The organism is Rhodococcus sp. DMF-1 (genome assembly GCF_021441945.1).
Classification (GTDB): Bacteria; Actinomycetota; Actinomycetes; order Mycobacteriales; family Mycobacteriaceae; genus Rhodococcus; species Rhodococcus ruber.
The window spans coordinates 910,939-924,269 of sequence record NZ_CP090442.1 but is presented as its reverse complement, the minus strand read 5'-3'; the positions used below and the strand labels follow the sequence as shown (position 1 = coordinate 924,269).

Annotated in this window: 9 protein-coding genes and 1 tRNA gene; 3 read left to right on the top strand and 7 right to left on the bottom strand. The window is 70.4% G+C overall.

The window, feature by feature from the left end; all coding sequences use genetic code 11:
- Window positions 1-5 precede the first annotated feature (5 nt).
- From rho to argS, 6 genes are all read right to left on the bottom strand, one after another.
- Complete coding sequence (rho, locus tag LZP97_RS04285; RefSeq protein ID WP_082061379.1) at window positions 6-1,970, bottom strand: transcription termination factor Rho; 1,965 nt, start codon at window positions 1,968-1,970, stop codon at window positions 6-8.
- Window positions 1,971-2,325: 355 nt separating this feature from the next.
- The gene (gene thrB, locus LZP97_RS04280) at window positions 2,326-3,255 is read right to left on the bottom strand and encodes a homoserine kinase (RefSeq protein ID WP_010595873.1); all 930 of its coding nucleotides are present in this window, start codon (window positions 3,253-3,255) and stop codon (window positions 2,326-2,328) included.
- A 35-nt stretch (window positions 3,256-3,290) separates the two neighbouring features.
- Complete coding sequence (thrC, locus tag LZP97_RS04275; RefSeq protein WP_010595872.1) at window positions 3,291-4,385, bottom strand: threonine synthase; 1,095 nt, start codon at window positions 4,383-4,385, stop codon at window positions 3,291-3,293.
- Window positions 4,382-5,692, bottom strand: coding sequence for a homoserine dehydrogenase (locus LZP97_RS04270; protein WP_026138058.1), 1,311 nt, complete (start codon window positions 5,690-5,692; stop codon window positions 4,382-4,384). Before LZP97_RS04270 ends, thrC begins: the two co-directional genes overlap by 4 nt.
- 11 nt (window positions 5,693-5,703) lie before the next feature.
- The gene (gene lysA / locus LZP97_RS04265) at window positions 5,704-7,125 is read right to left on the bottom strand and encodes a diaminopimelate decarboxylase (protein WP_040275908.1); all 1,422 of its coding nucleotides are present in this window, start codon (window positions 7,123-7,125) and stop codon (window positions 5,704-5,706) included.
- Window positions 7,122-8,774, bottom strand: a complete 1,653-nt coding sequence (argS, locus tag LZP97_RS04260) for an arginine--tRNA ligase (protein ID WP_010595869.1) — start codon at window positions 8,772-8,774, stop codon at window positions 7,122-7,124. The genes lysA and argS overlap by 4 nt, the downstream gene beginning before the upstream one ends.
- A 180-nt stretch (window positions 8,775-8,954) precedes the next feature.
- Here argS and LZP97_RS04255 point away from each other — a divergent pair, with 180 nt between their 5' ends.
- Together LZP97_RS04255 and LZP97_RS04250 are read left to right on the top strand one after the other, a co-directional pair.
- Window positions 8,955-9,788 (top strand): DUF3105 domain-containing protein, encoded by an 834-nt coding sequence (locus LZP97_RS04255; RefSeq protein ID WP_048772881.1) that lies wholly within the window; start codon window positions 8,955-8,957, stop codon window positions 9,786-9,788.
- A gap of 1 nt (window position 9,789) precedes the next feature.
- Window positions 9,790-10,494 (top strand): DUF305 domain-containing protein, encoded by a 705-nt coding sequence (locus LZP97_RS04250; protein ID WP_010595867.1) that lies wholly within the window; start codon window positions 9,790-9,792, stop codon window positions 10,492-10,494.
- 53 nt (window positions 10,495-10,547) lie between these two features.
- On the opposite strand, the gene LZP97_RS04245 is transcribed toward LZP97_RS04250, so the two are convergent.
- Window positions 10,548-12,938 carry a phosphoketolase family protein gene (locus LZP97_RS04245; protein ID WP_040275902.1) on the bottom strand — a complete coding sequence of 797 codons (2,391 nt, stop codon included), beginning with the start codon at window positions 12,936-12,938 and terminating at the stop codon, window positions 10,548-10,550.
- 241 nt (window positions 12,939-13,179) lie between these two features.
- Here LZP97_RS04245 and LZP97_RS04240 point away from each other — a divergent pair.
- Window positions 13,180-13,255 (top strand) — tRNA-Arg (locus LZP97_RS04240).
- Window positions 13,256-13,331 lie beyond the last annotated feature (76 nt).

Sequence of the window (13,331 nt, the reverse complement as noted above, 5' to 3'; positions counted from 1 at the left end):
GGCGATCAGTCGTCGAGTGCTCCCGGCGCCGTCTTCGACACCTGCAGGAGGAACTCGATGTTGCTCTTGCTCTTCTTGAGCCGGTCGATGAGCAGATCGATGGCCTGGTGCGAGTCCAGGCCGGAGAGCACGCGGCGCAGCTTGTGCACCACCGCGAACTCGTCGGGGCTCATCAGCAGCTCGTCCTTGCGCGTGCCGGAGGGGTTGACGTCCACCGCCGGGAACACGCGTCGCTCGGCGATCTTGCGATCGAGCTTGAGCTCGGCGTTGCCGGTGCCCTTGAACTCCTCGAAGATCACCGTGTCGCCCGTCGAACCCGTCTCCACCATGGCCGTGGCGATGATGGTGAGCGAGCCGCCGTTCTCGATGTTGCGAGCCGCGCCCAGGAACCGCTTCGGCGGGTACAGGGCGGTCGAGTCGACACCACCGGAGAGGATGCGGCCCGACGCCGGCGACGAGTTGTTGTACGCGCGGCCGAGGCGGGTGATCGAGTCGAGCAGGACGACGACGTCGCGGCCCTGCTCGACGAGCCGCTTGGCACGCTCGATGGCCAGCTCGGCGACGGACGTGTGGTCCGACGGCGGCCGGTCGAAGGTCGAGGCGATGACCTCGCCCTTGACCGAACGCTGCATGTCGGTGACCTCTTCGGGCCGCTCGTCCACCAGCACGACCATCAGGTAGCACTCGGGATTGTTGGTCGTGATCGCGTTCGCGATGTCCTGCATCACCGTCGTCTTGCCGGCCTTCGGCGGCGAGACGATCAGGGCACGCTGGCCCTTGCCGATCGGCATGATCAGGTCGATCACGCGGGTGGTGAGGATGTTCGGGGTGGTCTCGAGCCGCAGCCGCTGGTTCGGGTACAGCGGGGTGAGCTTGTTGAACTCCGGGCGGCGCTTGGCGGCCTCGACGTCGCCGCCGTTGACCGTGTCGAGCCGGACCAGCGGGTTGAACTTCTGCCGCTGGTTGCCCTGCTCCCCCTCACGCGGCACGCGGACCGCGCCGGTGATGGCGTCGCCGCGGCGCAGGCCGTTCTTGCGCACCATGTTCATCGAGACGTACACGTCGTTGGGACCGGCCAGGTACCCGGAGGTCCGGACGAACGCGTAGTTGTCCAGGACGTCGAGGATTCCGGCGACCGGCTGCAGGACGTCGTCCTCGCGGATCTCGGGCTCGCGGGTGTCCCCGCCGGCCTCGCCGCGGTCGCGTCCGCGACGACGCTCCCGGAAGCGCCGGCCGCGGCGTCCGCGGCCGTCCTCGTCGTCGTCGCCACCCCGGCCGTCGCGGCCGTCCTGACGGGGACCCTGACCACGGTCCTCGCGGCGGCGTTCGCCCTGGTCACGCTGGCCGTCGCGCTGACCGCGCTCGCGGCGACCGCCGTCGGACGGTTCGGCCTTCTCCTCGGCGCGCGGCTTCTCGTCGGCTCGTGCCTCGGCGGCGTCCTTGGGTGCCTCGGTGGTGGCCGTCTCGGCGGCCTGGTCGCCACCTCGGCGACCGCGACGCTGACGACCCCGGCGGCCACCCTCGGCCTCGCCCTCGGCGGGCTGTTCCGCCGCGGCAGGCCGTTCGGGCGACGTCGTCGCAGCGGGCTGCGCCTGCGCCGACTCGGCGGCGGGGGCGGCAGTGTCCGCAGAGGCGGCGGTGTCGGCGCCGGCCGCGTCCTGGGCGGCACCACGGGCGCGACGAGTCCGGGCGGTCCGGGCGGGCTGTTCCGGCGCAGGAGCCGGCTCGGCGGCTCCGCCGCTCTGCCGCTCCTTGATCGCGGCGATGAGATCGCCCTTACGCATCCCGGAGGTTCCCTTGATGCCGAGTTCGGCCGCGAGGGTCCGCAGCTCGGCCAGCACCATGCCGGAGAGACCGGCACCACGCCGGCCGGCACGCGGTGCAGTCTGTGCAGGATCGGTGGCCTGCGCTCCCGCGGACGAATCCGTGGTATCGAGAACAGGCGTAGCGATCAGGTCCGTATCTGTCACGGAGATCCTTTCCTTCCCTCACTCGCGCCACGCAGAGTCGAGGGTTCGTTCCGCAGATCTGGCATCGATCTGGGATTGCCGTACGTGTTCACGGATCGAACGGTCGGCACGTCCGCCATCACGCCATCCTCCGGCAGATGCGGTCGGTCCGTCTCCCCGAAACGATGTCAGGAGAGGATCGATCCAGGATCGATCGCCCCGATGAATCTGGAGTGAATGCCCTGGAAAGCCAGCGACGGAAACGCACGACGTGCGGACTAAGCACAGAATAGCGACGAACTGTACGTTGAGCAAGGAGAACCCCCGGCCGTGTCGCCGGGGGTCGGCTCCCGACTCGACAGGCCCTGGGGCTCGGTCATACGACCTGCACGCCGTCCGCGACGTCGAGTTCGAGCACGGTCATGTCGTCCGCCTCCGCGGCCGCCCGCAGGTCCGCGGGGAGCGGCTCGGTCGTCAGGGCGAGCACCGTGGGACCGGCACCGGAGACCGCGGCGGGAATGCCCGCGGCACGCAGGGTGGCGATCCACTTGGTGGTCAGCGGCAGCGCCGGCGCGCGCTGCGCCTGGTGCAGCAGGTCCTCGGTCGCCGGCATCAGCAGGTCCGGCCGCTCGGTGAGGGCGACGACGGCGAGTGCCGCGCGACTGACGTTGAACGCCGCGTCGCGGTGCGGCACGAGATCCGGGAGCAGGCCGCGGGTGTGGGCGGTGGACGAGCGCGAGGACGGCACCAGCACGACGACCCGTATCGCCGGGTGGACCGCGAGCGGCACCGCGCGGTAGGTGCGTTGTTCGTCGCCGACGACCGACTCGCTCCACGACACGACCGCGCCCCCGAGAATGCTGGCGGAGGCATTGTCCGGGTGGCCCTCGAATTCGGAGGCGAGCTGGACGAGCTGCGACTCGTCGAGCACGCGCTCGGGCGCCACCTTGCGCACGAGCCCGTTGGCGGCCGCCAGACCCCCGACGGCGGCCGACGCCGACGAGCCCAGCCCCCGCGAATGCGGAATTACGTTGCGGCACAACACATCCAGGCCGTCCGCCCACACGCCGGCGGCTTCGAGGCCACGTTCGACCGCCCGCACCACCAGGTGCGACGGCCCCCACGGCACCTCTTCGGCGCCCTCGCCCTCGACGCGCACCTCGAGGCCCGATGCGGTTGTGGTGACGGTGATCTCGTCGTACAACCCGACGGCCAGCCCGAGCGAATCGAAACCCGGTCCCAGATTCGCACTCGAGGCCGGGACCCGGGCGGTCACGGAGATCCCGACGGGCAACGTCTGCGTCATGTCGTCTTTCCCAACGGAGGAGGGCGAGGCGGTCACTAGGCCAGCTCGAGCGCTGCGGCCACCGCGACCGGATCGACCGGGATCGGCTCCACCTGCGGCATCCCGAGCAGTGCCGTGTCGGGGTCCTTCAGACCGTTGCCGGTGACGGTGCACACCACCTTCAGCCCGGAATCGAGCCAGCCCTCCTTGCGGGCGGCGAGCAGTCCGGCGATCGAGGCGGCGGACGCCGGTTCGACGAACACGCCCTCGGTGGCGGCGACGAGCCGGTACGCCTCGAGGATCTCCTCGTCGGTGGCCGCCCGGAACGCACCCCCCGACTCCTCCTTGGCGGTCACGGCGCCGTTCCACGACGCCGGGGCGCCGATCCGGATGGCGGTGGCGATCGTCTCCGGGTCCTTGACGGGGGCACCGTGCACCAGCGGCGCCGCGCCCGCGGCCTGGACACCGAGCATGCGGGGCTTGCGGGTCGTGAGACCGTCCGCGAAGTACTCGGTGTAGCCACGCCAGTAGGCGGTGATGTTGCCGGCGTTGCCGACCGGCAGCACGTGCACGTCGGGTGCGTCGCCGAGCGCGTCGGCGATCTCGAACGCCGCGGTCTTCTGCCCCTCGATGCGCACGGGGTTGACGGAGTTCACCAGGCCGATCGTGGGGAACTCGGCGGTGGTCTTGCGGGCGAGCTCGAGGCAGTCGTCGAAGTTGCCCTGGACCTGGATGATCTTTGCGCCGTACATGACCGCCTGGGCCAGCTTGCCCATCGCGATCTTGCCGTCCGGGACCAGCACCGCGCAGCCCATGCCGGCCTTGACGGCGTACGCGGCCGCGGACGCGGAGGTGTTGCCGGTGGAGGCACACAGCACGGCCTGCTGGCCGCGGGCGAGGGCGTCGGTGACGGCCATCGTCATGCCGCGGTCCTTGAACGAACCGGTCGGGTTCAGGCCCTCGACCTTCAGATGGACCTCGCACCCGGTCAGTTCCGAGAGGTGAGCGGCCGGCAGCAGCGGGGTGCCGCCCTCGCGGAGGGTGACGGTCTTCCAGTTGTCACCGATCGGGAGCCGGTCGCGGTACGCCTCGATCAGACCCGGCCACGGGGTGTGCACGGGGGTGGCGGTGTTCTTCTCGGGCGCGCTCATTCGGCGGATCCCTCCAGTCTCAGGACGCTGGTCACAGCGATCACGGATTCGAGTTGGTCGAGCGCTGCGACGGTGTCCGACAGCGCCTTGTCGGTGGCGCAGTGCGTCAGCACCACGAGGCGGGCCCCCTCGCCGGCGCCCTCCTGGCGCACGGCGGCGATACTCACGTCCCGCTTGGCGAACTCGGCGGCCACCGCCGAGAGCACACCCGCCCGGTCCGCGACCTGCAGGTTGACGTAGTAGCGGGTGACGATGTCGCTCATCGGGGCGATCTCGAGGTCCGCGTACCGTGATTCCCGCGGTCCCCGGCCCCCGTGCACCCGGTTGCGGGCAGCCATCACCAGGTCGCCCATCACGGCGGACGCGGTGGGCGAGCCGCCGGCGCCCTGGCCGTAGAACATCAGGCGGCCCGACGCCTCGGCCTCGACGACGACCGCGTTGAAGGCGCCGTTGACGGCGGCGAGGGGATGCTCACGCGGCACCAGCGCCGGGTAGACGCGCGCCGAGACCCGGTCCCGGCCGTCGGTGGTGATCCGCTCACAGATGGCCAGCAGCTTGACGGTGCAGTTCAGTGCCCGAGCGGTGGTCAGGTCGGCGGCGGTGATCTTCGAGATGCCCTCGCGGTAGACGTCGCCGGCGGTGACGCGGGTGTGGAACGCGATCGAGGCCAGGATCGCGGCCTTGGACGCGGCGTCGAAGCCCTCCACGTCCGCGGTCGGGTCGGCCTCGGCGTACCCGAGCCGGACCGCCTCGGCGAGCGTCTCGGCGTAGTCGGCGCCGGTCTCGTCCATGGCCGAGAGGATGTAGTTGGTGGTGCCGTTGACGATGCCGAGGACCCGGTTCACCCTGTCACCGGCGAGGGACTGGGTCAGGGGCCGGATGACCGGGATGGCGCCGGCGACGGCCGCCTCGAAGTACAGGTCCACGCGCTTGGCCTCGGCGGCCTCGGCGAGTTCGCCGGTGTACTCCGCGAGCAGCGCCTTGTTGGCGGTGACCACGGACTTGCCCGAGTCGAGAGCCGCGCGCACGAGCTTGCGCGGCAGCTCGATGCCGCCGATGACCTCCACCACGATGTCCACGTCGTCGCGGGTGATCAGACCCTCGGCGTCCGTGGTGAGCAGGTCCTGCGGGATGCCGCGGTCGTCGCGGACGGTGCGCACGGCCACCCCCCGCAGCTCGAGCGGCGCACCGATGCGCGCCTCGAGATCGGTGGCATCGTCGCGGATGATGCGCACGACCTCGGCTCCGACGGTGCCGTGCCCGAGCACAGCCACACCGATCGGGCGCTGCCCCGGTTCGCTGGTCACCGCTTCGGTCGTCACTCCGTAACCTCCAAGCTGAGCAGATCTTCCACGGTTTCCCGACGCAGGACGACGCGAGCGGCGCCGTCCTTGACCGCCACGACGGCGGGACGGGGCAGCAGGTTGTACCTGCTGGACATCGAGTAGCAGTATGCACCGGTCGCGGCGACGGCCAACAGGTCGCCGGCTTCGAGGTCGGCGGGCATCCAGGCATCGCGGATGACGATGTCGCCGCTCTCACAGTGCTTGCCGACGACGCGGGACACGACCGGCTCCCCGTCGCCGGCCCGCGACACCAGGCGGGCCTCGTACTCGGCCTGGTACAGCGAGGTGCGGATGTTGTCGCTCATGCCGCCGTCGACGCTGATGTAGCGGCGCACCTGGTGCGCGCCCACCGCGACGTCCTTGATGGTGCCCACCTCGTAGAGGGTCACGGTGCCGGGGCCGGCGATGGCGCGTCCGGGCTCGACGGCGAGGGTCGGCTCGGGCAGGCCGGCGAGCGTGGACTCGGTCTGCACGATGTGCCGCAGCTTGGCGGCGAGTTCCTCCACGGGGGGCGGGTCGTCGCTGGGCACGTAGGAGATGCCGAGGCCGCCGCCGAGGTCCACGATGTTCATCTGCGCGGTCTTGTCGACGCCGAATTCGTCGACGACGTCGCGCAGCAGGCCGATGACCCGGTGCGCCGCGAGTTCGAATCCGTCGACGTCGAAGATCTGCGAGCCGATGTGGCTGTGCAGGCCGACCAGGCGCAGGTGATCGCTCGCGAACACCTTGCGGACGGCGGCCATGGCCACTCCGCCGGCCAGGGACAGGCCGAACTTCTGGTCCTCGTGCGCGGTGGAGATGAACTCGTGGGTGTGCGCCTCGACGCCGACGGTGACGCGGATCAGCACGTCCTGCACCACGTCGAGTTCGCCGGCGACCGCGTCGAGCAGGTCGATCTCCGACATGGAGTCCAGCACGATGTGCCCGACGCCCGCGGCGACCGCGGTCCGCAGCTCGGCCACGGACTTGTTGTTGCCGTGCATGGCGATCTTCCCGGCCGGGAAGCCGGAGCGCAGCGCGACGGCGAGCTCACCGCCGGTCGAGACGTCGAGCGACAGGCCCTCCTGGTCGACCCAGCGCGCGATCTCGGTGCACAGGAACGCCTTCGACGCGTAGTGGACCTTCGCGCCCGGCCCGAACGCGGCCGCGATCTCCCGGCACCGGGAGCGGAAGTCGTCCTCGTCGACGACGAAGAGCGGGGTGCCGTACCGCGCGGCGAGCTCGGTCACGGGCACACCGGCGATCGTCATGACACCGTCGTCGCCGCGCCGGGCGTTGCGGGGCCACACGTTCGGGTGCAGCAGGTTCAGTTCGGCGGCGTTCGCCGGCCGCTCGGTCAGGCCCGGTGCGTGCGGGATCTCGGCGTGCCGGGGACCGGCGGGGTGCGCGTTCACATCCGCTCCGGGGCGCTGACGCCGAGCAGTCCGAGTCCGTTGGCGAGCACCTGGCGGGTCGCCGCGCACAGCGCGAGCCGCGCCGTGTGCAGCGGTCCCGGCTCCTCGTCGCCCTGCGGCAGGATGCGGCACGAGTCGTAGAAGCGGTGGTAGGCGCCGGCGAGTTCTTCGAGGTACCGCGCGACGCGGTGCGGTTCCCGCAGTTCGGCGGCCTTGGCGAGGATGCGCGGGTACTCGCCGATCGTGCGGATCAGCTCACCCTCGCGCTCGTGGTCGAGCAGCGACAGGTCGGCGCCCTCGGCGCCGAGACCGAGCTCCGCGGCGCCGCGCCCGATGGACGAGAGCCGGGCGTGCGCGTATTGGACGTAGTAGACCGGGTTCTCGTTGGTGGTGCTGGCCCACAGCTCGAGGTCGATGTCGATGCTCTGATCCACCGACGAGCGCACCAGCGCGTAGCGGGCCGCGTCGACGCCGATCGCCTCGACCAGGTCGTCGAGGGTGATGACCGTGCCGGCGCGTTTGCTCATCTTCACGGCGACGCCGCCGCGCACGAGGTTGACCATCTGCCCGATCATCACCTCGACGGTGTCCGGGTCGTCGCCGAATGCGGCGGCGGCGGCCTTGAGGCGGCCGATGTAGCCGTGGTGGTCCGCGCCGAGCATGTAGATGCACAGGTCGAAGCCGCGCGCCCGCTTGTCCTGGAAGTAGGCGATGTCCCCGGCGATGTAGGCGGCGTTGCCGTCGCTCTTGATGACGACGCGGTCCTTGTCGTCGCCGAAGTCGGTGCTCTTGAGCCACCAGGCGCCGTCCTGGTGGTAGAGGCTCCCGGAGGTCTTGAGCGTCTCGACGGCCTTCTCCACGGCACCCGACTCGAACAGGGAGTTCTCGTGGAAGTACACGTCGAAGTCGACACCGAACTCGTGCAGGGTGCGCTTGATGTGGGCGAACATCAGGTCCACGCCGATCGAGCGGAACACCTCGTGCCGTTCGGTCTCGGGCAGCGCGAGCGCGTCCGGGCGCTGCTGCAGCACGGCCTGCGCGATGTCGACGATGTACGCACCGGCGTACCCGTCCTCCGGCGCGGGCTGCCCCTGCGCCGCGGCGATGAGCGAGCGGGTGAACCGGTCGATCTGGGCGCCGTGGTCGTTGAAGTAGTACTCGCGGGTGACGTCGCCGCCCTGGGTGGTGAGGATCCGGCCGAGCGCGTCCCCGACCGCGGCCCAGCGGGTGCCGCCGAGGTGGATCGGGCCCGTCGGGTTCGCGGAGACGAACTCGAGGTTGATGCGGGTTCCGGCCAGCGTGTCCGCGTTGCCGTACGCGGCCGCGTGGGTGAGCACCTGGGCGACGATCGCGCCCTGGGCGTCGGCGGCGAGACGGATGTTCAGGAAGCCCGGTCCGGCCACCTCGGCCGACTCGATGCCGTCGGCGGCGGTGAGGGCCTCGGCCAGCCAGCCCGCGAGTTCCCGCGGATTCACGCCGGCCTTCTTCGCGACCTGCATCGCGACGTTGGTCGCGTAGTCGCCGTGCTCCGGGTTGCGGGGCCGCTCGACCGTCAGGGTCGCGGGCAGGACGGACACGTCGAGGTCACGCTCGGCGAGCACCCTCGCAGCGGTTCCGTGGAGCAGTTCGGCAAGGTCGGCAGGAGTCACGGGTCTCTATCCTATTGGCTCCGCCTCCCCCGCCGTGACGCCGGTCCGGCCTGTTGTCGCGGTCACCGCCCGGCCGCCGCGGGGACGTCCGCCCACCGTCCGCCCGTAGAGTTGACAGAGCACGCGCGGACCGAGCGTCGTGCGCCCCTCGTTGTCCATCCGTCGAAAGAGCACCCAACGATGCCCAGCGGTTCGGTAAGTGGCGGTCCCGGCAAGAAGTCCGGTGCCAAGTCTGCGAAGGCGATCAAGGCCGCCCAGAAGAAGAGCGGCGGTCGCGGCCTGCCCAAGCAGCGGCAGATCCCGTGGCTGCTGATCGGTGGGGTGGTCGCGGTGATCGCGCTGGTCGCGGTGATCGCCGCCAGCATCATCCCGAAGTACCAGGACTCCCAGGCGCTGGCGGCGTGGACGCCGTCCGAGTCGAATCAGGATCCGTCGACCGCGATCGAGGGGGTCGTGACGGTCGACTACCCCGCGGGCCAGCACATCGGGTCCACGCAGCGCGTGGCGTACGACCAGACCCCGCCGTTCGGTGGGCCGCACGACGCGATCTGGGCCACGTGCACCGGCACCGTGTACCCGGAGGCGATCCGCACCGAGAACGCCGTGCACTCCCTCGAGCACGGCGCGGTGTGGATCACCTACAACCCCGACCTGGTCGATCAGGCCGGCGTCGATGCGCTCGCGGCGAAGGTGGACGGCAAGTCCTACCTGATGATGTCGCCGTACCCTGGGCTCGACTCCCCCATCGCCCTGCAGTCGTGGGGGCATCAGCTGAAGGTGGACGCCGCCGACGACGAGCGGATCGATCACTTCATCGCGTCGCTGCGGCTCAACCGCTACACCTACCCGGAGGTCGGCGCGAGCTGCTCCACCCTGCCCGGCTCGTTCGACTCGAGCAGCCCCCCGCCGTTCGATCCTTCGACGCCGGGCCCGGACGCGGTGCCGATGGACGGCGGCACGGTGGACGGCACCGAGCAGCTGCCCGCCGACATGCAGGCCCCGGCGGGGAGCTGACGTGACGAGCGACACCGCCACCGCCGGCACGGGCCGGCGCACGACCGGCTTGATCCTGGGCCTGGTCGCCGCCGTCGCGATCGGGTTCCTGCTCGGATTCCTGGCCCGCATCCCGCTCGAGGACTCGCAGCCGGCGACGCCGGGCGCCGGCTCCGTCGACGTCGGGTTCGCACAGGACATGACCGTCCACCACAACCAGGCCGTCGAGATGTCCGCCGTGGCGCTGACGACGTCGGACGACCAGCGGGTCCGCAACCTGGCGTACGACATTCTCACCACCCAGCAGAACCAGGTCGGCCAGATGCAGGGCTGGCTGTCGCTGTGGGGGCAGCCGCTGCTGCCGGCCGGGGACTACATGACGTGGATGACCGAGGACTCCGGCCACAGCCACGGCGACGTGGGCCACGCGGACGGCGCCGCGCACACGGACGGGGCGGGGACCGCCCGGATGCCCGGTATGGCGACGTCCGAGGACCTGGCGAGCCTGCGTGGCGCCACGGGTCCGGAACTCGACGTGCTTTTCCTGCAGTTGATGCTGCGCCACCACGAGGGCGGGCTGCCGATGATGGAGTACGGCGCGCAGTACGCGGGCCAGCCGGCGGTGCGCACCCTGGCGCAGACGATGGTCGACACCCAGACCAGCGAGTCGGAGCTCATGACGGCGATGCTCGCGGAGCGCGGTGCGCAGCCGCTGCCCGTGAACTGACCGATCGGACCCGCACGAGGGGGACGGCCCGTCCGGGCCGTCCCCCTCCGCGTCTACCGGCCGGACCGGCCCCACTCCCAGTCGCGGATGTCGGGCATGTCCTCACCGTGGGTGCGGATGTACTGGTGATGCTCGACGAGCCGGTTCTTCAGGTACTCGCGCGCATACGCGGAGATCGGGTGCAGGCGCGGCACCCGGTCGACGACGTCCATGGCGAGGTCGAACCGGTCGATCTGGTTGAGCACGCACATGTCGAACGGGGTGGTGGTGGTGCCCTCCTCCTTGTACCCGCGCACGTGGATGTTGTCGTGGTTGGTACGCCGGTAGGTCAGGCGGTGGATCAGCCACGGATAGCCGTGGTAGGCGAAGATCACCGGCTTGTCGGTGGTGAACAGCGAGTCGAATTCGCGGTCGGACAGCCCGTGCGGGTGTTCGGTGTGGTCCTGCAACCGCATCAGGTCGACGACGTTCACGACGCGGATCCTCAGATCGGGGAACCATTCGAGCAGGATCTCGACGGCGGCGAGGGTTTCCATGGTGGGCACGTCGCCCGCGCAGCCGAGCACCACGTCGGGCTCGACCCCCTGGTCGGTGCCGGCCCAGTCCCAGATCCCGATTCCCTTGGTGCAATGGATGATTGCCGCATCCATGTCGAGGTACTGCAGCTGTGGTTGCTTGCCGGCGACGATCACGTTGACGTACTGCCGGGTGCGCAGGCAGTGGTCGGCCACCGACAGCAGGGTGTTCGCGTCCGGCGGCAGGTACACGCGGATCACGTCGGCCTTCTTGTTGACGACGTGGTCGATGAAGCCCGGGTCCTGGTGCGAGAAGCCGTTGTGGTCCTGCCGCCACACGTGCGAGGTGAGCAGGTAGTTCAGCGACGGTATCGGCCGGCGCCAGTCGATGCCGTTGGTGGTGCGCAGCCACTTGGCGTGCTGGTTGAACATCGAGTCGACGATGTGGACGAAGGCCTCGTAGCAGGAGAAGAAGCCGTGCCGGCCGGTGAGCAGATAGCCCTCGAGCCAGCCCTGGCAGGTGTGCTCGGACAGGATCTCCATGACCCGCCCGTCGGGGGCGAGACGGTCGTCGTCGGGCAGGATGCGGGCGTTCCAGGTGCGTGCGGTGACCTCGAGGACCGGACCGAGCCGGTTGGAGTTGTTCTCGTCCGGGGAGAACACCCGGAAGGTGCTCGTGTTCTCGCGCATGACGTCGCGCAGGAAGGTGCCGAGCACGCGGGTCGATTCGACGCTGCCGGTGCCGGGCGCCGGGACCGGCACGGCGTAGTCGCGGAAGTCCGGTAACGCCAGGTCCCGCACGAGCGGCCCGCCGTTGGCATGGGGGGACGCGCTCATCCGCCGCTCGCCCGCCGGGTGCAGATCGCGGATTGCGGGCACGGGGGCACCGCTGTCGTCGAACAGTTCCTCGGGCCGGTAACTACGCAGCCACTCCTCGAGGATCTTGCGGTGGCCGTCGTCGTCGCGGGCATTGGCGAAGGGCACCTGGTGCGAGCGCCAGTACCCTTCGACCGGCAGACCGTCGACCTCCTTCGGTCCGGTCCAGCCCTTGGGAGAACGCAGCACGATCATCGGCCAGCGCGGTCGCTCGGAGACACCGTCGCGGCGTGCGCGGCGCCGGATCTCGAGGATCGCATCGAGGCAGCGGTCCAGGGCCGCCGCGAACGCCTGGTGCATGTGCTCGGGGTCGGAGCCCTCGACGAACACCGGATCGTGGCCGTAGCCGCGGAGCAGGTGCTCGAGCTCGTCGTGGTCGATGCGGGCGAGGACGGTCGGGTTGGCGATCTTGTACCCGTTCAGGTGCAGGATCGGCAGCACGGCGCCGTCCCGGCGCGGGTCGACGAACTTCGTGGAGTGCCAGCTGGTGGCGAGGGGCCCGGTCTCGGCCTCGCCGTCGCCCACCACGGCAGCGACGATGAGGTCCGGGTTGTCGAAAGCGGCCCCGTAGGCGTGCGACAGGGCGTACCCGAGCTCCCCGCCCTCGTGGATGGATCCGGGTGTCTCGGGGGCGACGTGGCTGGGAATCCCCCCGGGGAACGAGAACTGGGTGAACAGCCGCGCCATGCCGTCCGCATCCCGGGAGATGTCCGGATAGACCTCGCTGTAGGTGCCCTCGAGCCAGGCCGCGGCGACCGGTCCGGGCCCGCCGTGCCCGGGACCCATCACATACATCATCTCGAGGTCGCGGGCGGTGATCGCGCGGTTGAGGTGGGCGTAGACGAAGTTCAGTCCCGGGGTGGTGCCCCAGTGTCCGAGCAGCCGGGGCTTGATGTGCTCGGGACGCAACGGCTCGCGCAAGAGGGGGTTGCCCATCAGGTAGATCTGTCCCACCGACAGGTAGTTCGCGGCTCGCCACCAGGTGTCGAGCGCGGCGAGCTCCTCGCGGCTCAGCGGTCCGGTGCGGGTTGCCGTGTCGGGTCCTGCGTCCACGTACGGTCCTCTCCTGCAGGTGTGTGTCCGGTCTCGTGTCGAGCCTGCCCCGCGCGGATGGCCCGCGCCGGCCGTTCCGGGAAACACTCGCCGAAGAGTTCGTCTCCGGACGGCGCATCCGCGCCTGCCGGATGCCCGGCGAGGCCCCGGAGAAACCCGCTCCGACCAGGCGATGTGGCGTATCGCCGACAATGCGCTACGCTAACTCCCGCCCCACCGCGCAACCGGTGGAGTCCGGAACGCCCTCGTAGCTCAGGGGATAGAGCGCTTGCCTCCGGAGCAAGAAGTCGCAGGTTCGAATCCTGCCGAGGGCACCACGGAAACGGCCCCACGTCGCAGTGCGACGCGGGGCCGTTCCGTTTCCTGCGGTCCGGACTGCCGCAGAGCGGCGTG